23 protein-coding genes and 1 pseudogene are annotated in these 21,404 nt (G+C 72.9%); 12 read left to right on the top strand and 12 right to left on the bottom strand.

The window, feature by feature from the left end:
- Positions 1-2: 2 nt before the first annotated feature.
- On the bottom strand, positions 3-1,496 hold the full coding sequence (locus ACFZDK_RS22615; protein ID WP_390974924.1) for an amino acid permease: 1,494 nt from the start codon (positions 1,494-1,496) through the stop codon (positions 3-5).
- Positions 1,497-1,622: 126 nt separating this feature from the next.
- Here ACFZDK_RS22615 and ACFZDK_RS22620 point away from each other — a divergent pair, with 126 nt between their 5' ends.
- Together ACFZDK_RS22620 and ACFZDK_RS22625 are read left to right on the top strand one after the other, a co-directional pair.
- Positions 1,623-2,342 (top strand): TetR family transcriptional regulator, encoded by a 720-nt coding sequence (locus tag ACFZDK_RS22620; protein ID WP_390974926.1) that lies wholly within the window; start codon positions 1,623-1,625, stop codon positions 2,340-2,342.
- 85 nt (positions 2,343-2,427) lie between these two features.
- Complete coding sequence (locus tag ACFZDK_RS22625; protein ID WP_390974928.1) at positions 2,428-2,811, top strand: VOC family protein; 384 nt, start codon at positions 2,428-2,430, stop codon at positions 2,809-2,811.
- Here the strand turns inward: ACFZDK_RS22625 and ACFZDK_RS22630 are convergent.
- Positions 2,777-3,118 carry a DUF4235 domain-containing protein gene (locus ACFZDK_RS22630; protein ID WP_390974929.1) on the bottom strand — a complete coding sequence of 114 codons (342 nt, stop codon included), beginning with the start codon at positions 3,116-3,118 and terminating at the stop codon, positions 2,777-2,779. The genes ACFZDK_RS22625 and ACFZDK_RS22630 overlap by 35 nt on opposite strands.
- 16 nt (positions 3,119-3,134) lie before the next feature.
- Positions 3,135-4,148, bottom strand: coding sequence for a glutathione S-transferase C-terminal domain-containing protein (locus ACFZDK_RS22635; protein ID WP_390974931.1), 1,014 nt, complete (start codon positions 4,146-4,148; stop codon positions 3,135-3,137).
- 37 nt (positions 4,149-4,185) lie between these two features.
- Between ACFZDK_RS22635 and ACFZDK_RS22640 the strand changes: the two genes are divergently transcribed.
- Positions 4,186-5,241: a cation diffusion facilitator family transporter gene (locus ACFZDK_RS22640; RefSeq protein WP_390975059.1), complete on the top strand. Its 1,056-nt coding sequence runs from the start codon at positions 4,186-4,188 to the stop codon at positions 5,239-5,241.
- Positions 5,242-5,347: 106 nt separating this feature from the next.
- Here ACFZDK_RS22640 and ACFZDK_RS22645 read toward each other — a convergent pair whose 3' ends face one another.
- Positions 5,348-5,788 carry a nitroreductase/quinone reductase family protein gene (locus tag ACFZDK_RS22645; RefSeq protein WP_390974933.1) on the bottom strand — a complete coding sequence of 147 codons (441 nt, stop codon included), beginning with the start codon at positions 5,786-5,788 and terminating at the stop codon, positions 5,348-5,350.
- 178 nt (positions 5,789-5,966) lie between these two features.
- On the opposite strand from ACFZDK_RS22645, the gene ACFZDK_RS22650 reads away from it, so the two are divergent.
- The gene (locus ACFZDK_RS22650) at positions 5,967-6,386 is read left to right on the top strand and encodes a nuclear transport factor 2 family protein (RefSeq protein ID WP_390974935.1); all 420 of its coding nucleotides are present in this window, start codon (positions 5,967-5,969) and stop codon (positions 6,384-6,386) included.
- A 48-nt stretch (positions 6,387-6,434) separates the two neighbouring features.
- On the opposite strand, the gene ACFZDK_RS22655 is transcribed toward ACFZDK_RS22650, so the two are convergent.
- Positions 6,435-7,067: a LysE family transporter gene (locus ACFZDK_RS22655; protein WP_390974937.1), complete on the bottom strand. Its 633-nt coding sequence runs from the start codon at positions 7,065-7,067 to the stop codon at positions 6,435-6,437.
- A gap of 293 nt (positions 7,068-7,360) precedes the next feature.
- On the opposite strand from ACFZDK_RS22655, the gene ACFZDK_RS22660 reads away from it, so the two are divergent.
- Together ACFZDK_RS22660 and ACFZDK_RS22665 are read left to right on the top strand one after the other, a co-directional pair.
- Positions 7,361-8,596: a cytochrome P450 gene (locus ACFZDK_RS22660; protein ID WP_390974938.1), complete on the top strand. Its 1,236-nt coding sequence runs from the start codon at positions 7,361-7,363 to the stop codon at positions 8,594-8,596.
- Between the two features lie 12 nt (positions 8,597-8,608).
- Positions 8,609-8,809, top strand: coding sequence for a ferredoxin (locus ACFZDK_RS22665; RefSeq protein WP_355709379.1), 201 nt, complete (start codon positions 8,609-8,611; stop codon positions 8,807-8,809).
- Here the strand turns inward: ACFZDK_RS22665 and ACFZDK_RS22670 are convergent.
- Positions 8,790-9,708: pseudogene (locus ACFZDK_RS22670) on the bottom strand (sigma factor). The gene ACFZDK_RS22665 and the pseudogene ACFZDK_RS22670 sit on opposite strands and share 20 nt — an antisense overlap.
- Positions 9,709-9,776: 68 nt before the next feature.
- Between ACFZDK_RS22670 and ACFZDK_RS22675 the strand changes: the two are divergent.
- Complete coding sequence (locus tag ACFZDK_RS22675; RefSeq protein ID WP_390974940.1) at positions 9,777-10,451, top strand: NAD(P)H-dependent oxidoreductase; 675 nt, start codon at positions 9,777-9,779, stop codon at positions 10,449-10,451.
- A 2-nt stretch (positions 10,452-10,453) separates the two neighbouring features.
- Here ACFZDK_RS22675 and ACFZDK_RS22680 read toward each other — a convergent pair whose 3' ends face one another.
- The gene (locus ACFZDK_RS22680; RefSeq protein ID WP_390974942.1) at positions 10,454-11,005 is read right to left on the bottom strand and encodes a TetR family transcriptional regulator; all 552 of its coding nucleotides are present in this window, start codon (positions 11,003-11,005) and stop codon (positions 10,454-10,456) included.
- Between the two features lie 86 nt (positions 11,006-11,091).
- On the opposite strand from ACFZDK_RS22680, the gene ACFZDK_RS22685 reads away from it, so the two are divergent.
- From ACFZDK_RS22685 to ACFZDK_RS22695, 3 genes are all read left to right on the top strand, one after another.
- A complete protein-coding gene (locus ACFZDK_RS22685) occupies positions 11,092-11,550 on the top strand; it encodes a DUF1348 family protein (RefSeq protein WP_390974944.1) in 459 nt (152 codons plus the stop codon).
- Between the two features lie 21 nt (positions 11,551-11,571).
- Positions 11,572-12,105, top strand: a complete 534-nt coding sequence (locus tag ACFZDK_RS22690) for a flavoprotein (RefSeq protein ID WP_390974946.1) — start codon at positions 11,572-11,574, stop codon at positions 12,103-12,105.
- A 94-nt stretch (positions 12,106-12,199) separates the two neighbouring features.
- On the top strand, positions 12,200-13,168 hold the full coding sequence (locus tag ACFZDK_RS22695; protein ID WP_390974948.1) for an aldo/keto reductase: 969 nt from the start codon (positions 12,200-12,202) through the stop codon (positions 13,166-13,168).
- 84 nt (positions 13,169-13,252) lie between these two features.
- Here the strand turns inward: ACFZDK_RS22695 and ACFZDK_RS22700 are convergent, their stop codons facing one another.
- The gene (locus tag ACFZDK_RS22700; RefSeq protein ID WP_390974949.1) at positions 13,253-14,035 is read right to left on the bottom strand and encodes a phytanoyl-CoA dioxygenase family protein; all 783 of its coding nucleotides are present in this window, start codon (positions 14,033-14,035) and stop codon (positions 13,253-13,255) included.
- Between the two features lie 76 nt (positions 14,036-14,111).
- Here ACFZDK_RS22700 and ACFZDK_RS22705 point away from each other — a divergent pair, with 76 nt between their 5' ends.
- Together ACFZDK_RS22705 and ACFZDK_RS22710 are read left to right on the top strand one after the other, a co-directional pair.
- The gene (locus ACFZDK_RS22705; RefSeq protein ID WP_390974951.1) at positions 14,112-14,999 is read left to right on the top strand and encodes a helix-turn-helix domain-containing protein; all 888 of its coding nucleotides are present in this window, start codon (positions 14,112-14,114) and stop codon (positions 14,997-14,999) included.
- Positions 15,000-15,455: 456 nt separating this feature from the next.
- Complete coding sequence (locus tag ACFZDK_RS22710) at positions 15,456-17,324, top strand: ricin-type beta-trefoil lectin domain protein (RefSeq protein WP_390974953.1); 1,869 nt, start codon at positions 15,456-15,458, stop codon at positions 17,322-17,324.
- Between the two features lie 12 nt (positions 17,325-17,336).
- On the opposite strand, the gene ACFZDK_RS22715 is transcribed toward ACFZDK_RS22710, so the two are convergent.
- The 4 genes from ACFZDK_RS22715 to ACFZDK_RS22730 form a co-directional block, all read right to left on the bottom strand.
- The gene (locus tag ACFZDK_RS22715; protein WP_390974955.1) at positions 17,337-17,828 is read right to left on the bottom strand and encodes a universal stress protein; all 492 of its coding nucleotides are present in this window, start codon (positions 17,826-17,828) and stop codon (positions 17,337-17,339) included.
- Positions 17,829-17,844: 16 nt separating this feature from the next.
- Positions 17,845-19,104, bottom strand: coding sequence for an SLC13 family permease (locus ACFZDK_RS22720; protein ID WP_390975061.1), 1,260 nt, complete (start codon positions 19,102-19,104; stop codon positions 17,845-17,847).
- A 59-nt stretch (positions 19,105-19,163) separates the two neighbouring features.
- Positions 19,164-20,408 carry a hypothetical protein gene (locus tag ACFZDK_RS22725; RefSeq protein WP_390974958.1) on the bottom strand — a complete coding sequence of 415 codons (1,245 nt, stop codon included), beginning with the start codon at positions 20,406-20,408 and terminating at the stop codon, positions 19,164-19,166.
- Between the two features lie 192 nt (positions 20,409-20,600).
- Positions 20,601-21,308, bottom strand: a complete 708-nt coding sequence (locus tag ACFZDK_RS22730) for a DUF4232 domain-containing protein (protein ID WP_390974959.1) — start codon at positions 21,306-21,308, stop codon at positions 20,601-20,603.
- Between the last annotated feature and the right edge of the window lie 96 nt (positions 21,309-21,404).

Here is a 21,404-nt window from a genome sequence, read left to right on the forward strand (position 1 = left end):
CCTTAGTTGGAGGTCGTGAGCAGTCGGGGCGCGTCGGCATCCGTGCCCTCGCCGGTGCGGAAGTACGGCGAGCGGCGTACGTACCTCGCCCAGGCGGCCGCGACGAACCCGGACCCGATCATCACCAGCGGGGTGGTCAGCAGGAACCAGCCGTTGTCCGCGCTGAGTTCGAAGTGGTCGGCCGAGGTGTAGAAGGACCAGCCGAGATAGCCGCCGAGACCCAGCAGCGCGCAGGCGCTCAGCGTCGGCAGCACCACCGCCCGCAGGCCCTGCCGCCAGTCCTCGCGCAGCAGCGAACGGAAGCGCACGGCGGCGGCGAGCGCGGTGAGCGCGTACGACAGCGCGACGACGATACCGACGGCGTTCACCGTCGCCATGATCATGTCGGCGAGCCGCGGGATCACCAGGGCGAGCGCGGCGACCGCCGTGGCCAGCGCCCCGATCAGCAGCGTCCCGGCCGCCGGGGTGCCGTACTTGGCGCTGACCCTGGACCAGACCGGCCCGAGGGTACGGTCCCGGCTCATCGCGAACATGCCCCGGGCCGTCGGGATCACCCCGGCCTGCAGCGAGGCCACCGCCGAGAACATCAGCGCCACCAGCGGCAGCGCGGCCCACGGCTGCGCTGCCAGCCGGTCGCCGAAGAACGCCAGCCCCTCCGCCCCGTGCCCGGCCAGCTCCTTCTCCGACAGCACCCGCTGGAAGGCCACCGAGCCCAGCAGGAACAGCCCCAGCATGGTCACCAGGGTGATCAGCCCCGCCCGGGAGGCGTCCCGGGGATCACGGACCTCCTCGTTCACGCTGAACGCGGCCTCGAACCCCCAGTAGCAGAACACCGAAAGGAGCAGGCCCTGGGCGAGAGCGGTGGCCGAGGGGATCGCGAACGGGTCGAACCAGCTCAGGCTGAAGGGGTGCGGTCCGGTGACGATGCCGTACCCGCAGAACCCGAGCAGCACCACGTACTCGAAGACCAGCAGCCCGGTCTGGAGCCGGGCCGCGGTGCGGATGCCGGTGACGGCGGTCAGGGTGACGGCGATCAGCACGAAGATGCCGACGGCCGTGGTCTGCGCCGTCGAACCGGGGTCCAGGGCGAGCGAGCCGACCCGGTGCACCCCGGCCTCGCCCGCCAGCTGCAGGATCGCCGAGCCGGTGACCGCCGTGGTGTACGCGAGGAAGGCCACCGTCGCCACGATGTTGACCCAGCCGACCATGAAGCCGAGCCAGGGATTGAGCGAACGGCCCACCCACACATAGCCGTTGCCCGCGTTCGGCTCCACCCGGTTCAGCCGGGAGTAGGCGCCCGCGATACCGAGCACGGGCAGGAAGGCCAGCAGCATGATGGCCGGCAGATGGAGCCCGACCACCCCGGTCGTCACCCCCAGACCGATGCCGATGCTGGTGGTGGCGGCCGTACTGGACGCGGCCACCGCGATGCCGTCGAGGACACCGAGGGATCTGCGCAACTCAGGGGGGTCGACTGTGTAGGGCTTGTCGGTCATGGCCAGCACTCCGCTCGCACCGGGGGGCCGGACTGGTCGGCCCCGGTGACCGGACATGAAACTGCCGGTGCGCTTCACAGGTCAACGGTGTTGTCATAAGGTCTCGCCAGCAGGAAGGGAGGCCCCATGAGCGAACGAGTCGTCGCGGCCGGCGCCCGGCAGCGCCGGCGCCCCACCAAACAGGGCGTGGTGCTGTCCGAGGAGCTGATCGTCGAGACCGCGATGCGGCTGATCGAGGAGCACGGCGCCGAGGCCCTCTCCGTGCGCCGCCTGGGCCGCGCCCTGGGCGCCGACCCCAGCTCCCTCTACCGGTACTTCCGGCACACCGACGACCTCATGCTGGCCGTCGCCGACGAGCTGATCGGCCGTACCCTGCGCCGCTGGCGGCCCACCGGCGACTGGCGCGCCGACCTGCGCGACCTGGGCCTGCGCATGCACGCGGGCGCCCTCGCGCATCCCCGCGCGGCCGGGCTCAGCGCCCACCGGGTGACCGGAGGGACGTACGAGATCCAGGCCGTCGAGACCATCCTCGGGGTGCTGCGCAGCGCCGGTTTCCCGGACCCGGAGGCGGTCCGCGTCTACCACGCCTTCGTCGACCAGGCCCTCGCCTACGGCGCCCTCGACTCCGCGACCACCGCCCTGCCGGAGCCCGCCCGGGAGGCCGAGGCGGACGTGTGGCGGGCGACCTACGCCCGGCTGCCCGCCGCCACCCACCCGAACATCGCGGCCACCGCCCGCCATCTCGTGGCCTCGATGCGGGGCAGCTCCTACCCGGCGGCCCTGGACCTGCTGCTGACGGCGGCCGAGGCCCGGCTCACCGAGATCCGGGCGGCCGAAGGTGCCTGACGGCCGCGAGGGGAAGTGACCGGCGGCCGACTGATTCCGGTGATCGGGGACAGACGCACCGGGAGGACCTGTCCAGGGAGGAAACATGGCACTGGTGACCGCGGCCGTCGTGGTGCTCGACTGCGCCGAACCCGAGAAACTCGCCCATTTCTACCGGCAGTTACTGGACGGCGAGCCGGGTGACACAGCCACCGACCTCATCGAGGTGCGCGGCGCCGACGGGGTCCGGATCGCGTTCCGCCGGGACGGCAACGCCACCCCGCCCAGCTGGCCGCGCCCCGAGGCCACTCTCCAGGCCCACCTCGTCCTCCTGGTCGAGGACCTGGACGAGGCGGAGCGCCGGGTGGTCGGCCTCGGCGGGCTGCCGACCGAGACCCGGGGTCCGGCCGGGCCGTACGAGGAGCGGAGCTACTCCGACCCGGCCGGGCACTCCTTCACGCTGCGTCTTTCCCCGCCTCCGGCGGGCTGACCAGGTCCCGGCCGGCCTTGCGGGCGGTCGGCCACACCCCGGTGGAGCGCTGTATGGCCGTGGCGCCGGTGCGGTCCACGGCGCTGCGCGCCACCGCGAAGACGGCGCCCTGGAGCGCCGCGCCGAGCAGCACCTCGCCCCAGCCGCGGTCCCGGTCCAGGGCGTCCGGCGCGTCCTCCTCGCCCCGCAGCGCCCTCCAGGTCCGGCGGAAGACCAGCGCGCCCAGCGCTCCGCCGGCCCAGCTCAGCACGAAGCCGAGGGGCGCGTAGACGAGGGGGAGCTTCAGCTTCTTCCTGCTCTTGGCCATGCCTGCCTCCGCGTTGTCAGGGCCGTCCCGCGACCGGCACCTCCTCGCCGGCCGGCACCGGGCCGGGCGGAGTCCCGTCCCCGAAGGGCCGGCCGCCGAGCTCCTCCCGGTGATGGGGCGTCAGCCACCCGGCGAGATCCGGGCCGAGGGGCACGATACGGGTCGGGTTGATCCCGGTGTGGACCTGGTAGTAGTGCCGCTTGATGTGGTCGAAGTCGACGGTGTCACCGAATCCCGGTGTCTGGTAGAGGTCCCTGGCGTACGCCCACAGCACCGGGTTCTCCGTGATCTTCCAGCGGTTGCACTTGAAGTGGCCGTGGTAGACGGCGTCGAACCGCACCAGCGTGGTGAACAGCCGGATGTCGGCCTCCGTGATGGTGTCCCCGACCAGGTAGCGCTGCCCGGCCAGCCGCTCGGCGAGCAGCCCGAGCCGTCGGAACACCGCCGCGCAGGCCTCCTCGTACCCCTGCTGTTCGTGCGCGAACCCGGCCCGGTACACACCGTTGTTGACGTCCCGGTACACCTCGGCCGTCACCGCGTCGATCTCGTCCCGGTGCCGTACCGGGTACAGGTCCGGCGCCCCGTCCCGGTGCAGTGCCGTCCACTCGGTGGCCAGGTCCAGGGTGAGCTGCTGGTAGTCGTTGGTGACCAGCTTCCCGCTCGGCACGTCCACGACCGCCGGTACGCTCACCCCGCCCGGGTAGCCGGTCTCCCGCCGGTCGTAGGCCTCGCCGAGGAACCGGATGCCGAGCACCGGGTCACGGCCGCCCGGATCGAGCGTGAAGCGCCAGCTGCGGTCGTCCTGGATCGGGTCGGCGACGGCCAGCGACAGGGCGTCCTCCAGGCCGAGCAGCCGCCGTGCCACCAGCGCCCGGCTCGCCCAGGGGCAGGCCCGGCTGACCACCAGCCGGTACCGCCCGGCCGCCACCGGCCAGCCGTCCCGTCCGTCCGCCGTGATCCGGTCCGCGAAATGACTGGGGGACCGGGAGAACGCCTTGTGCCCCAACGAGGTGTTGCCGTCACCGCTCATGCCTGCTCCTCGCCCGGGGGACGCGTCGGGGACCGAAATGGGCCCGGTGCACCACATTCCCCGATTTCCGGCGCCGGCACGGTGTGACCGGTCCGGTCCGGGGCAGTCGGCGGGCGTGAGTGGGACGTCATCGCGAAAGCGTTCGGATCCGTCGCAGGCCGACCGCAGGACGCGCCTGACCGTGCTCGTGGCGCTCGCCGCCAATCTGGTGATCGCCGTGGCCAAGGCCGTCGGCGGGGTGGTCGCCGGCTCGCCCGCGCTGCTCTCGGAGGCCGCGCACTCGGTCGCCGACAGCTTCAACGAGGTGTTCCTGCTGGCCGCCCTGCGCCGCAGCCGCCGCCCGCCCGACGAACGGCACCCCTTCGGCTACGGCAAGGAGCGCTTCTTCTGGTCCCTGCTCGCGGCCGTAGGGATCTTCGTCATGGGCGGCTGCTTCTCCTTCTTCCAGGGCGTCGAGGCGCTGCGCGAAGGGGCGCAGGAGAAGTTCAGCGGCTATGTGGCGGGCCTCGTCGTCCTGGGCGTCGCCTTCTGCGCCGAGGGCGCCTCTCTGCTCCGGGCGTTGCACCAGGCACGCCGGGAGGACCGGGGGCTCGGGGATCCGGCGCTGCGCACGGTGGTCGCCGAGGACGGCACCGCGGTGCTGGGTGTGGTCCTCGCGGGCGTCGGCATCGTCCTGCACATGCTCACCGGTCAGGTGGTGTGGGAGGCGTCCGCCTCGCTCGCGATCGGAGCCCTGCTGGTGTACGTCGCCTACCGGCTCGGGGCCGACGCCCGCGACCGGCTGATCGGGGAGGCCGCCGATCCGGAGCTGAGCGAGACGATCCGGGCGCGGCTGGGGGAGGAGTCCGAGATCGACAGCGTGGAGGCGCTGTTCACGATGAAGCTGGGGCTCGGCTCGACCCTGGTCGCGGCCCGCGTCGACCTGGTACCGGGTCTGGACAGCGAGCGTGTCGAGGAGGTCCTGGTGCGCATCAAGCGGTCCCTCTCCCGGACGTTCGACGAGGCCGACCAGATCTTCCTGGACGTGACCGACCGCTCCGCGCGTGAGGCACAGGAGAGCCCCGCCGCGACGGGGGAACGCGGCGGGGCCTGACTTCCGGCTGCCCGGCCCGGAACCGGTTCATGCCTGCCGGAAACAGATTTTTCTAAATTCCGACGGTCCCCGGCCGGAAAGGATTCCCGGAACCGTCAGTTCCCCGTTACTGCGGTTCCAGCACGAACACCGGGATCTCCCGGCTGGTCTTCTCCTGGTACTCGGCGTACGGCGGGTACGCGGCGACGGCCCGCTCCCACCACTCGGCCTTCTCCGCGCCGGTGACCTCGCGGGCGATCATGTCCTGCTTCACCGGCCCGTCCTGCAGCTCGACATGCGGCTGCGACTTGATGTTGAAGTACCAGACGGGGTGCTTGGGCGCACCGCCCTGCGAGGCGACCACCGCGTAGGTGCCGTCGTGTTCCACCCGCATCAGCGGCGTCTTGCGGATCTTCCCGCTCTTCACTCCCAGGGTGGTCAGCAGGATGACGGGCATCCCGGTGTCCATCAGGGTGGTGCCCTTCGTACCGCCCGAGCTCTCGTACAGCTCGACCTGGTTGCGTACCCAGGCGGTCGGGCTGGGCTCGTACTCGCCCTCAAGAGGCATGAGGTCCGTCCCCTCGTCTCGTCGCTGCCATGACTGACGTCATGATTCAACACGCGGAGTGCCCGGGATCATCCGCACGACACCGGCCCGCTTACCCCAGGGGTAATCGCGCACTCCGCGCGCTACGGGCACAGTCGTCCCCACAGCCCGTCCCCCCGACACCTCAGGCAGGTCATCCATGTCCCCCTCCCGCGCCGTGGTCGAGGAACTGCTCCGCCGGATCGCCGCCGGCGACCCCGGGAAGATCGCCGAGCTGTACGCCGAGGACGCCGACTGGCGGCTGGACTGGCCCGAGGACGAGCACGACCGCCCGGCCACCCCGTGGATCACCCACCGCACCGGCCGCGCCGGAGCCGCCGCCCACTACCGCGACCTCGCCGCCCACCACGTCCCCGGGCAGGACGGCACCCGGATCGAACGGATCCTTGTCGACGGCGACGACGCGGTGGTGCTGGGCGAGATCCGGCAGACCGCCCGGAGCACCGGGCGCCCCTATCGCGCCAGATTCGCCCTGCACCTCACCGTCCGGGACGGTCTGGTCGTACGGCACCACGTCTACGAGGACAGCCTCGCCGTCGCCCGCGCCTTCGCGCCCTGACCGCCCTGACCGCCCCGACCGCGGGGACCGAAGGGACCGCACCGGCCGTCAGCCCGGCGACAGCACCATCCGGGCCGCCAGCCCCAGCATCACGCAGCTCGACAGCAGCGCCGTGACCAGGCGTCCCCGGTGACCGGTCAGGCCCCGGCCGAGGAGGGCGCCGCCGCCCGCCAGCAGCAGCTGCCAGCTCGCGGACGCGGCGAAGGCCGCGAGGACGAACACGCCCTGCTCCAGCGGCCGTACCGCCGCCGCGGAACGGGTCCCGACCACCAGGGCCGCGAAGTAGATCACCGTGGTGGGGTTGAGCAGCGTGATGCCCAGGAGGCCGAGATACGCCCGTCCGGGGCCGGGTACCGGCCGCTCGGCCCGGGTCGCCAGGCGCCGCTCCCGGTACTGGCGCGCCGCGACCGCCGCACCGCGCACGGCCAGCCCCACCAGGACCAGGGCCGAGAGCAGGCGCAGCGGCCCGAGCACCGGGAGCAGTGCCGCCGCCAGCGCGGAGCCGCCGATCGCGGCGAGCAGGGCGTAGAGACCGTCCGCGCTCGCCACGCCCAGCGCGGCGCAGGCGCCGGTCCGCAGGGACGTACGAGCCGTGAGTGACACTAGATATGTGCCGACCGCGCCGACCGGGACGGCGATCCCGTACCCGGCAAGCAGGCCGGCGACGAGCGCGGCCGTCACGGGCGTGCGGGCTCGGGCCTCCAGGGGCGCCCCGGCTGCTGCTGGACCCGCACCCGACGGACGGTCGCGGACGTCAGCGGCGTAAAGGCGTCAGGAGTGTTCATGCGCAGATCCTGTGGCTCGCGGCGCCGCCCCGGCAAGCGGATTTCGGCGCGGAACCGTCCCCCGACCGCGTGCGGTTCGGCCAGATCACCCGATTCACCGATCTGGCTGAACTTGCGGTCGTCCCCTAGATGCCCCGGGCATCTAATGAAGATCGGCACGACGTACCACATTCGTCTGCGAGGTCTTCCATGAACGAACTGACGGACCTGACGGAACCCACCACTGCGGCCTCGGCCGACCCTGTGGCCTGGCCGCAGGACCGCACGTGCCCCTACCACCCGCCCACCGGTTACGACCCGCTGCGCGACGGCCGCAGGCTGGCCCGGGTCACCCTCTTCGACGGCCGTCCCGTCTGGGTGGTCACCGGCCACGGCGCGGCCCGGGCGCTGCTCGCCGACTCCCGGCTGTCCAGCGACCGCCGACGGGACGACTTCCCGATGCCGACGGCCCGGGCCGCCGGGGTCCGCGACCGCAGGGTCGCCCTGCTCGGCCTCGACGACCCCGAGCACCAGACCCAGCGCCGGATGATGATCCCGGCCTTCACCGTCAAACGCGCGAGCCTGCTGCGGCCGTCGATCCAGCGGATCGTCGACGAGCTGCTCGACGCGATGATCGCCCAGGGGCCGCCCGCCGACCTGGTGAGCGCCTTCGCCCTGCCCGTGCCGTCCATGGTCATCTGCGACCTGCTCGGCGTCCCCTACGCCGACCACGAGTTCTTCGAGGCGCAGTCCAGGCGGCTGCTGCGCGGTCCGACGGCCGCCGACTCCCAGGAGGCCCGCGCGCAGCTGGAGAACTACCTCGGCGACCTCGTCGACAGCAAGCAACGGGACGCGGTCCCGGGCGACGCCGTCCTCGACGAACTCGTCCACCAGCGGCTGCGCGACGGCGAACTGGACCGCGCCGAGGTCCTCTCGCTGGCGATGATCCTGCTGGTCGCCGGCCACGAGACGACCGCCAACATGATCTCGCTCGGCACCTTCACCCTGCTCCAGAACCCCGAGCGGCTGGCCGAACTGCGCGCCGACCCCGCGCTGATGCCCGCCGCCGTGGAGGAGCTGATGCGCATGCTGTCCATCGCCGACGGCCTGCTGCGGGTCGCCCTGGAGGACATCGAGGTGGCCGGCGAGACCATCCGCGAGGGCGACGGCGTGGTCTTCGCGACCTCGGTCATCAACCGCGACGAGTCCGTCTACGACGACCCCGACACCCTCGACTGGAACCGTCCGGCACGGCACCACGTCGGCTTCGGCTTCGGCATCCACCAGTGCCTGGGCCAGAACCTCGCCCGCGCCGAACTGGAGATCGCCCTCACCACCCTCTGGGAGCGGCTGCCGGACCTGCGGCTCGCCGCGCCGCCGGAGAAGATCCCCTTCAAACCCGGCGACACGATCCAGGGGATGCTGGAACTCCCCGTGACCTGGTAAGAGGCTCCTGCCATGCACATCGAGATCGACAGGGACGTCTGCATCGGGGCCGGCCAGTGCGCCCTGACCGCCCCGAACGTGTTCACCCAGGACGACGACGGCTACAGCACCCTGCTGCCCGGGAAGGAGGACGGCGGCGGCGACCCGCTGGTCAAGGACGCGGCCCGGGCCTGCCCGGTGCACGCCATCACCGTCAAGGAACCGACGGGCTAGCCGGCGCGTCCAGCTCCAGCCCCCGCAGCCGCGCCGGGTCGGCGACCACCTCGTAGGCCGCCACCCGGTCGCCCTCGACGGTCACCCGCAGGACGTACAGCAGCCGTCCGCGCGGGGCGACGACCAGGCCGACCCGGCCGTCCACCAGGGCCGGTACGGCGAACCGGGCGCGCCGGCGCAGCAGCACGGTGCCCTCGGCGACCGCCCGGGCGCCCCGCAGCTCCGCCGCCATGCCCGGCGGCAGGACCGCGGGGTCGGCGCGGCGGACCACGTCCGGGGCGAGCACGTCGAGCAGCGCGCCCAGGTCACCGCCCCGGGCGGCGGCCAGGAACGCCTCCACCACCCCGCGGTGCCGGTCCAGCTCGGCGACCGGCAGCGTGGGCGTGCCCCGCACCTTGTGCCGGGCCCGGCTGGCGAGCTTCTTCGCGGCCGGCAGCGAACGGTCGGTGAGCGCGGCGATCCGCTCGAACGGCACCGCGAACAGGTCGTGCAGCACGAACGCCACCCGCTCCGCCGGGCATGGGGGTCCCCCCGGTTCGAGCGAAGCCGAGAACTGGGGGAGTCTCCAGCACCACCAGCAGGGCGAGCCCCACCGAGTCGGCCAGCACGGCCTCCTCCTCGGGTCCGTCCCCGGCCGCGGTCGCACGCTCCGGCGGCTCCTCGCCGTACGGCAGCTCGCGACGGGCGCGCAGCATGTCCAGGCAGATCCGGGAGACGACCGTGGTCAGCCACACGCTCAGGTTCCCGACCCCGGCGCCGCCCGCGCGGCTCAGCCGCAGCCAGCCCTCCTGGACGGCGTCCTCGGCGTCCCCCGCCGAGCCCAGCATCCGGTACGCGATCGCCCGCAACCGCCCGCGCCGCGCCTCGAACGCCGCCGCCAGCTCCTCGTGCCCGTCCATGGGTCACCTTTCCGTTCCGTGCTCCGTCACCCCCTCGACGAACCCGAACCGACCGAGGTGACCGCCCCATGCTGCTGCACATCGACTCCAGCGCCGACGCGACCGCCGACTCCGTCACCAGGCGCCTCACCGCGGCCTTCGCCCGGAGCTGGCGCGAGCGGCACCCGGAGGCGGAGTACCGCCACCGCGACCTGACCGCCGTGCCGGTGCCGCCGCTCACCGCCGCCTGTCCCACCCTGGGGCGCCGGGTGGAGCGCGCGGGCCTGGTGCCGCCCGCCAAGGTGCCCGCGCTGATCGAGAGCCCGGCCGAGGCCCGCGAGTGGGAGCTGACCCTGCCGCTGGTCACCGAGCCGGCCGCCGCGCACACGGTCGTCCTCGGCGTCCCGATGTACAACTTCGCGCCGCCCGCGGCCCTGAAGGCGTGGATCGACCGGGTGACCTTCCCCGGCGCCTTCGCCCACCCGGACACGGGGGAGAGCCTGCTGGCCGACACCCGCGTGGTGGCCGTCATGGCCCGCGGCGGCGCCTACGGCCCGCAGACCGGCCGGGAGTCCCTGGACTTCCAGACCCCCTACCTGAGGGCGTGGTGGGGCAGGCTCGGCGTCCGGCCGGAGCGCTTCCACCCGGTCGCCGCCGAGCTGACCCGCGTCGACGTGCTGCCCTACCTGGCCGGCCTGGAGGAAGCCGCCGCCGATTCCCTCACCGAGGCCCGCGCCGCGCTCGCGACCCTCGCCGCGGGCTGAGCTCACCCGGCGCGCAGCAGCACCCGGGCCGCCTCGCGCGCCTCCGCCGCGGGCGCCGTGTTCCCGTTGATGCCCGCGGTGACCATCGCCCCCTCGGCGAGCAGGAACAGTGGCCCGGTGAGCGCGGAGTCCAGCCCGGCGGCGGCCACCAGCCCCGCCAGATAGTCCCGGAACGCCCGCTTGTGGTCCCGGACCTGGGCCACCACGTGCTCGGAGGTGGCACCGAGCTCGCCGTACGCGTTGATCCACGCGCACCCCCGGAAGTCCTCCTCGCCGAACCACCGCTCCAGCCAGCCGAAGACGGCGAGCAGCCGCTCCCCGGGATCCGTGTGCCCCTCCACGTACTCCGCGAGCCGCTGCCGCCAGCGCACGTCCCGCCGCTCCAGATAGGCCACCACGAGCTGCTCCTTGGCGGGGAAGAGCTGGTAGAGCCGCTTGAGGGAGACCCCGGAGGCGCCGCGTATGTCGTCCATGCCGACGGACTGCACCCCGCGCCCGTAGAACAGCCGCTCGGCGGCGTCCAGTGCCTGCTCACGCGCGACCGCGCTGTCCATGGGCCACTCCTTGACGAGAGAACGTGCGTTCTCCTACGGTAGCAGCGACCCGGAGAACGCGCGTTCTCTGACCTGAGGAGGAAACCATGGCCGACCGTCCGCCCCTGCCGCCCTTCACCCGGGAGACCGCCGTCCAGAAGGTCCAGGCCGCCGAGGACGCCTGGAACACCCGCGATCCCGAGCGGGTGGCGCTCGCCTACTCCGAGGACTCGGTCTGGCGCAACCGCGACACCTTCGTTACCGGCCGCGCCGAGATCGTCGCCCTCCTCACCGCCAAGTGGGAGCGGGAACGGGACTACGCCCTGCGCAAGGACCTGTGGGCCTTCGACGGCAACCGCATCGCGGTCCGCTTCCAGTACGAGTGCCGGGACGCGGCCGGACAGTGGTGGCGTTCGTACGGCAACGAACTCTGGGAGTTCGACGAGCACGGACTGATGACCCGGCGTGAGGCGAGCATCAACGACGTCCCGATCGAGGAGCACGAGCGCCGTATCCACGGCCCGCGCCCCGAGTCCGAGCGAGGGCTGTCCTTCCCGCTCCACTAGGCGCCCGCATAGGGTTCCCGGATGACCGACGCGACCGCGAAACCCTTCCTCTACCTCGTCGTCTGCGCGGCAGGCGTGGCCGCCGGCGTCGGAAAGCTGGTCACCGCGGCCCAGGAGCGCGGCTGGGAGGTCGGGGTCATCGCCACCCCGGTCGCCATGAACGGCTTCTTCGACACCGGCGAGGCCGAGGCGCGCACCGGGCGCCCGGTCCGCTCGGCCTGGCGCAGCCCCGCCGACCCGCGCCCCTTCCCGCCGCCGGACGCGGTGGCCGTCGCCCCCGCCACCTTCAACACCGTCAACAAGTGGGCCGCCGGGCTCGCCGACACCCTCGCCGTCGGCACCCTGTGCGAGGCCCTGGGCCTGGGCGTCCCGATCGCCGTCCTGCCCTGTGTCGCCGACGCGCTGGCCGCCCACCCCGCCTACCGCGAGAGCCTGACCAGGCTGCGCGGGCTGGGCGTCCGCTTCGGCGCCCGGTACACCGGCGACCCCGAAGCGGACGGCAGGCGCCCCGAGTTCGCCTGGGAACGTGCCCTGGACCTCCTGGACGAGACCTGACGGCGTCCGGTTACCGCCGCGTGGCGAGGGACCGGACGGCGAACCGTCGTACGCTCGGCTCTGTACGACATGATCTCGACGGCGGGAGACGACGATGGAGTACGTGAAGCTCGGCCGCACCGGTCTGGACGTGTCCCGGATCTGCCTCGGCTGCATGACCTACGGCCTGCCCGACCGCGGCACCCACGAGTGGACCCTCGACGAGGAGGCGTCCCGCCCGCTGATCCGGCAGGCGCTGGACGCGGGCATCAACTTCTTCGACACCGCCAACGTCTACTCGGACGGCACCAGCGAGGAGATCGTCGGCAGGGCGCTGCGCGACTTCGCCCACCGCGACGAGATCGTCCTCGCCACCAAGGTGCACGGCCGGATGCGCCCCGGCCCCAACGGCGGTGGCCTGTCCCGCAAGGCGATCCTCTCCGAGATCGACCACAGCCTCGGCCGCCTCGGCACCGACTACGTCGACCTCTACCAGATCCACCGCTACGACCACAGCACGCCGATCGAGGAGACGATGGAGGCGCTGCACGACGTCGTCAAGGCGGGCAAGGCGCGCTACATCGGGGCGAGTTCGATGTACGCCTGGGAGTTCTCCAAGGCCCAGTTCACCGCCGAGCGGCACGGCTGGACCAGGTTCGTCTCCATGCAGAACCACTACAACCTCCTCTACCGCGAGGAGGAACGCGAGATGCTGCCGCTCTGCGCCGACCAGGGCGTGGGCGTCCTGCCGTGGAGCCCGCTGGCCCGGGGCCGCCTCACCCGCGACTGGGGCACCGTCACCGAACGCAGCGCCACCGACAACTTCGGCAACCGCCTCTACCAGGACGGCGACCGCGCCATCGTCGACGCGGTCACCCGCATCGCCGACGACCGCGCCGTCCCCCGCGCCCAGGTGGCCCTGTCCTGGCTCCTCCACCAGAGCACGGTCACGGCCCCGATCATCGGCGCCTCCAAGCCCCACCACATCGACGACGCGGTGGCAGCCGTAGAACTGAAGCTCAGCGACAAGGAGTTGGAAGAGCTCCAGCAGCCCTACGGCCCCCATCCGATCTCCGGCCACTGAAGCGCCCCGTCAGGGGCGCGGGGCTGTGTCGATGTGCGGCTCCGCCGCGTGGGCGCGACCAGCCCCCACCTGCCCGCACCCGAATCACAACCGCTCGGTCCCGCACGGACCAGCCCCCTCGCTCTCCAGCAAAGGAACCCTTTCCCCACCCATGCTCAACGTCCGGTAGAACTCCCCGATCCGCACGGCCGACCGCCCCACGTAGTGCCCGATGAACGACCGCCGGAACCGCCCGGCGGAGCGATTCGGCTGCGACCCGTGCACCAGACTCCCGTTGAAGAACAGCACATCCCCCGCCGCCATATCGACCGGCACCGCCGTCAGCCCCTCCGGCGGTGCCACGTACTCCCGCGCGAACGACAGCTCCGCATCCGACTCCTCCGGGCAGAACAAGTCCATCCGATGCGTCCCCGGCACCACCTCCAGACCGCCGTTCTCCCGGTCGATCGCCTCGCAGGCGACCCACGCGGCGACGCACGTCCCCGGCTCCACCCGCAGATAGAAGTTGTCCTGGTGCAGCGCCTGCCCCCGGCCCCCCGGCGGCTTGAAGTAGAACATGCTCTGCGCGGCCAGCACCTCCTCCCCGAACAGCCCCTCCAGGATCACCCGCAGCCGGGCGTCCAGCAGGAACTCCCGGGCGAGCGCGCTGATCTCGTGCGGCTGCATCACCCGGGGATACCGGTGCAGCGGATCCGCCGTCGGCCCCGGCACGAAGTGCCCCGGCACGGGCCGCCCCGCCGCGTGCAGCGCCGCGAACTCCGCGCACAGCCGGTCGATCTCCTCGTCCCCGAACAACCCCCGTACGACGGTGAACCCGTCCTCCTCGAACTCCCGCAGGACGGTGCTGTCGATGCCCGTGGCTGTCATCCCCGCGCTCCTCGGTCCGGTCTCCCTGTGTCTGTGCCTGTCACGCTAGGCCGACGCACCGGGGGAGAGGATGCCCATGACCACTGACGGACTGCCCGAGAGCGCTGTCCCCGCCCCGCCGCCGGGCATGGTCGTCACCGGCCGGTACGATCAGGGCCCCGGCTACCGGGTCAACCGCCCCCAGGGCTCGGGCAGTTGGCTGTTCACCTGGACCACCGAGGGCCGCGGCCTGCTGCGGCAGGGCGCCGCCCGCACCCACGCCACGCCCGGCGACCTGGTGGTCCTCGCCCCGGGCGTCGCACACGGCTACGCGCTCGCGCCCGGCGCCGGCCGCTGGCGGTTCTGGTGGGTGCACTGCCAGGCGCGTCCCGCCTGGGCCGCGTGGCTGGGTCCGGGCGCCCTCGGCGACGGGGTGTACGCCGTCGCCGCCCCGGGCGACACGCACGGCCGGATCGAGGCCGCGTTCCACCGCATGCTCGCCGACTCCCGCTGGACCGGCGCCGGCGCGCCGCCCGTCCGGGCACCCGGCGACGACCCCGTCGCCGTGGCGCACGGCAGCGCGGCACGTGAACTCGCCCTGTGCGCGCTGGAGGAGGTCGTCCTGCTCGCGACGGCCGGCGCCCGCCGGACCCCGCCAGGACCGGACGACCGGGTCCGCCGCGCCGAGGAACTGATCGCCGCCGACCCCGGCGCCCCGCACACCGTCGGCTCGCTCGCCGCGCGTGTCGCGCTGTCGCCGTCCCGGTTCGCCCACCTCTTCACCCGGCAGACCGGCGTGCCGCCGATGCGCGCGCTGCGCGAGGCGCGGCTGCGACACGCCGCGCGGCTGCTGGAGAGTACCGACCTGACCGTGGAGCGGGTCGCCGCCGCGTCCGGATTTCCCAGCCCGTTCCACTTCAACCGGGTTTTCCGTGAAAGATACGGCGTCCCGCCTGGCGCCTACCGCTCCGGAGAACGCCCTTAATGGCCCCGGCTATTGGTTCGGGAGAGACGGTCGGCCGGGCGGGCCGCGCAGGTCGGACCGTGGTTCAATGGTTGGTGCCGAGGCCGGGGCGGCCGGTTCTGAATCCCCGTGCCAATTGCGATGTCGATACGGCGACAAAGCGCGAACTCACTCATTGACGTTTCGTCAAACTAACGCAACCGCCGGGCAATGCGCAAAACCCCGAGATCCCTTGTTCTGCCCTGCTGGCCTGTGCAAAGGTGTGCCGTGTCGGCGTGCAGGCCATTGTTTTTCGCCCCGCATGCGCGAGGTCGCTCCCGTTCACCCCCCACGCTTCAAAAGAGCTGTCGACGGCGGACGCCAGAGCACCGAACCCCCAACAAGCCCATCCGATCTTGGCGTCGGCCGGGCCGCATACCGGTCACATACCAGACGGTATGGGCCGAATCCCGCGTTGCGGATGGAAGGAATGCCGCCGTGAATGACGCAGGCCTGGGGAATTCCCCTACCCCCGACCGGCCGTTCGACGTCACCGACGAGCAGCTCAGCGCCGAGCTCAAGCAGTGGACGGGCACCGCGCCCGCGCTGCACCCGGTCGGAGAACTCCTCGACCGGCACTGGGAAGCGGCCTTCGCCTATGCCCGTCTGTGCACCGACGGGACGCGCGGCGCGGGAATGCTCACCACCGCCGCATTCACCCGTCTCTTCGGTGAATCCCTTCGCCAGGCCGGTCCCACCGCCGCCTGGCGTCCCCAACTCCTGGTCACCGTCCGCCGTATCGCCGCCGAATGGGACAACGACGGCCGCGGTGAACTCCTGCACCCCGAACTCCGCGCCGGAAAGGGCGAGCGGGCCGCCTCCCGGCTGCTGCCGCCCGCGAACCGGCGACTGCTCTCCCGGGCCTTCCAGCGGCTGACCCAGTCCTCGCGCGCCGTGCTGTGGCACACCGAGGTCGAGTCCGAGCCCCTGTCGACACCCGCCGGGCTGCTCGGCCTCGACGAGCAGGACGCGCAGGTCGAACTGCGCCGGGCCCGCGAGCGGCTGCGCGAGGAGTGCCTCCAGGTGCACCGCGAACTCGCCCACGTGGACGAGTGTCAGCGCTACGTCCGGATGATCGACGTGACCTTCCGGCGCGGCGGGATCGACATCGACCGGGACCTCCAGCAGCACCTGAACACCTGCAAGCACTGCCGGTACACCGCCGACCAGCTCCAGCAGTTCAACGGCGGCCTCGGCCTCGCCCTCGCCGAGGCCGTGCTCGGCTGGGGCGCCCGCGCCTACCTGGAGTTCCGGGCCGGGCTCGCCCAGGAGCCCACCGAATCCCAGGCCGCACCCGCCGGCGGGCTCCTGGGCGGCGAGGCCTTCGCGCCGACGGCCGCCGAGCCGGGCAAGGACCTGGTGGTGCACCCCGCCGCCTCCCGCCGCACCAAGCAGCGGGCCGCCCGCCGGGCGCGCCGCCGCAACCTCACCGTGGCCGTGGGCACCGTGAGCGGTCTGGTCGTGCTGCCGCTGGTGCTGTGGTCCGTGCTCGGCTCCGGCGACGACGGCGGCTCCTCGGCCACCGCCAAGCCGTCCGCCACGCCCGGGGCCGGCCGGTCCACCTCGGGCCCGTCCTGGATCGGCACCAGCCAGACCACCCAGGGCACCCTCCGCGGCCGGCTGCACAACATCGCCTCGGGCCTGTGCATCGGCGTGGTCGGCAAGAAGGCCGTCAAGGGCGCCGAGACCGAACTCGCCGAGTGCTCCTCGGTCGCCAGCCAGCAGTGGACGTACGAGAGCGACGGAGTGCTGCGCAACGGCGCCGACCCCGGCCTGTGCCTCGACTCGCACCTCGGCTACTCCGTCCAGCTCGCCCCCTGCACGGGCGCCACCGGGTCCGCCGGCCGGAGCATCCGCTACGACTTCACCCTCCAGGGCGCCCTGGTGCCCCGCTGGGACCAGGACCTGGCACTCGCCCCGGCCGCCACCGACGGCGGCGGCGCCCTGGTCGTCAAGACCCGGGCGAACGTCGCCGCGCAGCGCTGGGTGATGGACACCTCCCAGCCCGACCTGCAGATGCAGATCGTCAACTGGGACGCCGAGACCAGCCCGACACCGACCCCGGCCGCCACCCCCACGACCAAGGCCGCGCGGACCGCCACCCCGACGCCCACCCCGTCGGCGTCGAAGACGACCGCCGCCCCGACCCCGTCGAGCACCCCCAGCTACAACCCGTGCGAGGCCTACCCGGGCTACTGCTACGGAGGCGGCGGCCAGTACGGCGGCGGTTACGGCGGCGGCTGGGGCGGGGGGTACGACGGCGGCTGGGGCGGGGGGTACGACGGCGGCGGCCACTACGGTCGCTGAGCCGGCGCGCGCTCAGTGACGGTGCGGCGGCGGGGGCGGGATCGTCGTCAGGTCCGGCGCCCCCTCCGGCCACACCAGCAGGACCGGGCAGGGCGCGTGGTCCACGACGAACCGCACCGCCTTGCCCAGGCTGTGCGGCCCGAGCCGGGACCGGTCGCCGTCCCGGGCCACGATCAGCAGTCCGGCCCCCTCGGCGGCGGCCACCACCTCCCGCTCGACGCGTCCGGTCCGCTCCACCCGGGTGCACGGCCGGCCCAGCCGCGCCTCGGCCGCGTCGAGCAGCTCCGCCGCCGAGGTCCCGCCGAGCTCCACCAGCCGCGGCTCCGGGTCCGGTTCCGAACCCGCCCGGCCGAGCAGCCCGGCGAACGCCCCGTGGGCGAGCCCGGCCACCCCCGGCTCGGCCACGTGCAGCAGCACCACCTCGGACGCGTCCCGCGCCCAGCCGCGCGCCGCGTCCACACAGGCGGGCCAGGTCCCCTCGACCAGCCAGACGATCACCCGCATGCCCATGGCCTCCCGTCTAGATCCCGACCACCTGCAGCGCCCCCCACAGTGCCACCACCGCGCCGCACAGGGCGGTCGGCACGGCGAGGAGCCCCAGCCGGGTGAACTCGCCGAGGTCCACACCATGGTCGTGCTGGTGCACGATCCTGCGCCACAGCAGCGTCGCGAGGGAACCCGCGTAGGTGAGGTTCGGGCCGATGTTCACCCCGAGCAGCACGGCCAGCACCGCGCCCGGACCGGCCGGCGCGGCCAGCGGCAGCAGCACCAGCACCGCCGGCAGGTTGTTGACGATGTTCGCCAGTACGGCGGCGAGCGCGGCGATCCCCAGCAGCGCCGGCAGCCCGGTCCCGCTCGGCAGCACCTTCCCGAGCGCGTCGGCGAGCCCGTTGTCGACGACCGCCCGCACCACGATCCCCAGCGCCAGCACGAACGCCAGGAACGCGGGCGCGGCCGCCTTCACGACGGACAGCGGGGTCGCCCGCCGCCGTACCAGCGCCCGCCCGGCCATGACCAGCGCCCCCGCGCACGCGGCCCACGCCGGGTCGATGCCCAGCGCGGAGGTGAGCACGAACCCGGCCAGGGTGCAGGCCACCGTGACCAGGGCGAACAGCGGCAGCTCGGGCGGCTCGCCGGTGTCCTTCGCCCCGGGGGCCGCCGAGGACAGGTCGCGGGCGAAGAAGCGCCGGAACACCAGGTACTCGGCGCCGATCGCCACCAGCCAGGGCAGCACCATCAGCGCCGCGAACCGGGTGAAGCTCAGCCCGCTCGCCGCGAACGCCAGCAGGTTCGTCAGGTTGGACACCGGCAGCAGCAGCGAGGCGGTGTTCGACAGATGCGTACAGGCGTAGACGTGCGGCTTCGCCCGCACCCCGGACCGGGCCGCCGTCGCGAACACCACCGGCGTCAGCAGCACCACCGTGGCGTCCAGGCTCAGTACGGCCGTGATCACCGAGGCCAGCGCGAACACCGCGGTCAGCAGCCGCACCGGCCGCCCGGCCGACCAGCGGGCCATCCACGCCCCGCAGGCCTGGAAGAGCCCCTCCACGTCGCAGAAGTGGGCGAGCACCAGGACGGCGGCGAGAAAGCCGACCACCGGTCCGAGCTGTTCGGCCTCCGCCCGGGCGTGGTCGAGGGAGATCGCGCCGGTGGCGATCACCACCCCCGCCGCCGGCACGGCCAGCACCGCCTCCGGCCAGCCGCGCGGCCGGATCACGGCCCAGGCGAGCACGGCGGCGAGCAGGAGGACGGACAGGGTCTCGGCGAGCGGGGTGTTCAGGGTGTGTTCCTCAGAGGCGTGATCAAGTGCGGCCCGCCCATAAAAGCAGACCGGCGCGGCTACGAGGCCGGGGTACCCGCCGCGCCGAGAAACTCTCCCCAGCCGCCCACCGGCTCCTGCCCGGGGTTCAGCGTACGCAGCGTGCGCAGCACCGCCGGGTCCTGCGCCTCCAGCCACGCCACCAGCTGCTTGAAGGACACGAAGCGCACATCGTCGTACTCGGCCATCTTGCCGATCGCGTCCTCGACGGCGTCCATGTAGATACCGCCGTTCCAGCGCTCGAAGTGGTTGCCGATGAAGAACGGCGCCCGGTTGGTGGAGTACGCCCGCTCGAAGCCGGCCAGGTAGCTGTCCCGGGCCTGGGTGCGCCAGGCGTCGTACTGGGTCTTGTCACCCAGCGGATTGCCGGCCGACTGGTTGTACATCATGTTGTAGTCCATCGACAGGACCTGGAAGGAGTGCCCGGGGAACGGTATGGACTGAAGGGGGAAGTCCCAGATGCGGTTGCCCTGCACCTTTCCGGGCCAGATCTGCAGGCCGCCGGGGGAGGAGGCGTCGTACTTCCAGCCGAGCGCGGCGGCGGTGGGCAGCAGGTTGGCCTGGCCCTCCAGGCACGGGGTGCGGCCGCCGATCAGCTCCTTGCGGTAGTCGAAGGGCAGCGGCTCCAGATCGGTGAAGCCGGTGTTCGTCTTCCACTTGGTGACGAAGTCCATGGCCTGGTCGATCTCGCTGCGCCACTCGGCGGGGGACCAGTTGCGTACGCCGTCGCTGCCGCAGAAGTGGCCGTTGAAGTGGGTGCCTATCTCGTGGCCCTCCAGCCAGGCGGCGCGCACCTGCTGGAGCGTGGCGTGGATGTGCCGGTCGGAGAGGTAGCCGATCGCCGAGGCGCCGACCTGGTGCTGCGGCGGGTGGTAGAGGTCCTTCTTGGACTCGGGCAGCGTGTAGATGCCGGACAGGAAGAACGTCATCTTCGCGCCGTGGTCGGCGGCCACCTTGCGGAAGCGGGAGAACAGCTGGTTGCTGAGCTCGCCCGCGCCGTCCCAGGAGAACACCACGAACTGCGGCGGCTTGCTGCCGGGCGCCATTCGGGCCGCCTTCGGCTGGTGCGGCTGCGCGCCGGTGTCGGCGGTGGAGCCGTCGCCGATCAGCTTCAGCGGCTTGGCCGGCACGGCGCTGCCCTTGCCGCCGTCGGCCGAACTGCCGCCGCCCAGCGTCAAGCTGCCGTGGGAGCACGCGGAGAGGGCGCCCAGAGCCCCCGCCGCCGCGCCCGCCGTCAGCACCCGCCTGCGAGAGATACCGCTCATGTCCGTCCCCGATTCCGTCGTCCCGGCCCCTCGCGGAGCCTTCCTGTTGCGTGGTCGACGGGTTCGATGCCGGGTCCGGCGGAAAAGATCGGGGCCGACGGCGCGTGTTGCACGTCTGTGACAGTTGTGCTCCGGACATGAAGAACCCCGCTGCCCGGGGGAGTCGGCAGCGGGGTTCGGCTCGGGGCGGGATCAGGCGCCGGTACCGGCGCTGAACACGGTCAGCCGCACCGAGGAGGCGTTCCCGGACACCGGGACCGCGCCGCCCGTCCAGCTCACCTTCAGCGAGTCCCGCTCGTCCGGCGGGGTCACCAGCAGGGCGGCCGGGGTCGCGGTCTTGGCGCCGCTGATCTCCGGGTTGGAGAAGGTCAGCCCCGCCCAGGCGCTCTGGCCCGGCTTGAGGGTGACCGTCCCGGCGGTGCTGCCGGACTCGCGCTTGGGGTCGGGACCGAGCTGGGTGCCGGAGGAGTCCACGAAGGCCGCGCCCGGGTAGCCGCGCACGGTGCAGGTGGCGCCCGACTTGTTGGTGAGCACGATCGGGAAGTTCTCCTGACCGGCCCCCGGGTTGTTGCCGCCCACCGAGGCGGTCAGCTCCGAGGTGTGGCAGCGGCTGCCCGCCGCGGCGGCGGTGGTCGAGGTGGAACCGGTCGTCGAGGCCGCGCCCGTCGTGGCGCCGCCGGTCCCCGACGCCGGCGAGGAGTCGGTGCCGGACGGGACGGAAGCCGTGCCCGAGGTGTCCGCACTCGCCGAGTTGCCGGTCGCGGGCGCGGCCGTGCCCGACACCGACTCCGGGGACTTGCCCTGACCGCCGTCGCCGCAGGCGGTCAGGAGGCCCAGGGCGGCGACCGTGCTCGCGAGCAGGGCCGCCCCGCGCCACAAGGACTGGGACGTGTGCGCCATGTCTCTCCACACTCCTGATGTCATGGCACGCCCGCGGGGCGTGCCCGAGGCGCTCCGTGCGCCGTCACTCTCATCCGATGCGATGAACAGCGGAAA

The organism is Streptomyces sp. NPDC007901, assembly GCF_042959465.1.
Taxonomy (GTDB): Bacteria; Actinomycetota; Actinomycetes; order Streptomycetales; family Streptomycetaceae; genus Streptomyces.

What these genes read in the sequence shown, in the direction of transcription:
- ACFZDK_RS22615 (WP_390974924.1), bottom strand. Translation starts at nt 1,496, where the DNA reads ATGACCGACAAGCCCTACACAGTCGACCCCCCTGAGTTGCGCAGATCC.
- ACFZDK_RS22660 (WP_390974938.1), top strand. Translation starts at nt 7,361, where the DNA reads ATGAACGAACTGACGGACCTGACGGAACCCACCACTGCGGCCTCGGCC.
- ACFZDK_RS22675 (WP_390974940.1), top strand. Translation starts at nt 9,777, where the DNA reads ATGCTGCTGCACATCGACTCCAGCGCCGACGCGACCGCCGACTCCGTC.
- ACFZDK_RS22630 (WP_390974929.1), bottom strand. Translation starts at nt 3,118, where the DNA reads ATGGCCAAGAGCAGGAAGAAGCTGAAGCTCCCCCTCGTCTACGCGCCC.
- ACFZDK_RS22625 (WP_390974928.1), top strand. Translation starts at nt 2,428, where the DNA reads ATGGCACTGGTGACCGCGGCCGTCGTGGTGCTCGACTGCGCCGAACCC.
- ACFZDK_RS22730 (WP_390974959.1), bottom strand. Translation starts at nt 21,308, where the DNA reads ATGGCGCACACGTCCCAGTCCTTGTGGCGCGGGGCGGCCCTGCTCGCG.
- ACFZDK_RS22690 (WP_390974946.1), top strand. Translation starts at nt 11,572, where the DNA reads ATGACCGACGCGACCGCGAAACCCTTCCTCTACCTCGTCGTCTGCGCG.
- ACFZDK_RS22685 (WP_390974944.1), top strand. Translation starts at nt 11,092, where the DNA reads ATGGCCGACCGTCCGCCCCTGCCGCCCTTCACCCGGGAGACCGCCGTC.
- ACFZDK_RS22695 (WP_390974948.1), top strand. Translation starts at nt 12,200, where the DNA reads ATGGAGTACGTGAAGCTCGGCCGCACCGGTCTGGACGTGTCCCGGATC.
- ACFZDK_RS22715 (WP_390974955.1), bottom strand. Translation starts at nt 17,828, where the DNA reads ATGCGGGTGATCGTCTGGCTGGTCGAGGGGACCTGGCCCGCCTGTGTG.
- ACFZDK_RS22705 (WP_390974951.1), top strand. Translation starts at nt 14,112, where the DNA reads ATGACCACTGACGGACTGCCCGAGAGCGCTGTCCCCGCCCCGCCGCCG.
- ACFZDK_RS22650 (WP_390974935.1), top strand. Translation starts at nt 5,967, where the DNA reads ATGTCCCCCTCCCGCGCCGTGGTCGAGGAACTGCTCCGCCGGATCGCC.
- ACFZDK_RS22645 (WP_390974933.1), bottom strand. Translation starts at nt 5,788, where the DNA reads ATGCCTCTTGAGGGCGAGTACGAGCCCAGCCCGACCGCCTGGGTACGC.
- ACFZDK_RS22700 (WP_390974949.1), bottom strand. Translation starts at nt 14,035, where the DNA reads ATGACAGCCACGGGCATCGACAGCACCGTCCTGCGGGAGTTCGAGGAG.
- ACFZDK_RS22620 (WP_390974926.1), top strand. Translation starts at nt 1,623, where the DNA reads ATGAGCGAACGAGTCGTCGCGGCCGGCGCCCGGCAGCGCCGGCGCCCC.
- ACFZDK_RS22640 (WP_390975059.1), top strand. Translation starts at nt 4,186, where the DNA reads ATGGGCCCGGTGCACCACATTCCCCGATTTCCGGCGCCGGCACGGTGT.
- ACFZDK_RS22665 (WP_355709379.1), top strand. Translation starts at nt 8,609, where the DNA reads ATGCACATCGAGATCGACAGGGACGTCTGCATCGGGGCCGGCCAGTGC.
- ACFZDK_RS22725 (WP_390974958.1), bottom strand. Translation starts at nt 20,408, where the DNA reads ATGAGCGGTATCTCTCGCAGGCGGGTGCTGACGGCGGGCGCGGCGGCG.
- ACFZDK_RS22680 (WP_390974942.1), bottom strand. Translation starts at nt 11,005, where the DNA reads ATGGACAGCGCGGTCGCGCGTGAGCAGGCACTGGACGCCGCCGAGCGG.
- ACFZDK_RS22635 (WP_390974931.1), bottom strand. Translation starts at nt 4,148, where the DNA reads ATGAGCGGTGACGGCAACACCTCGTTGGGGCACAAGGCGTTCTCCCGG.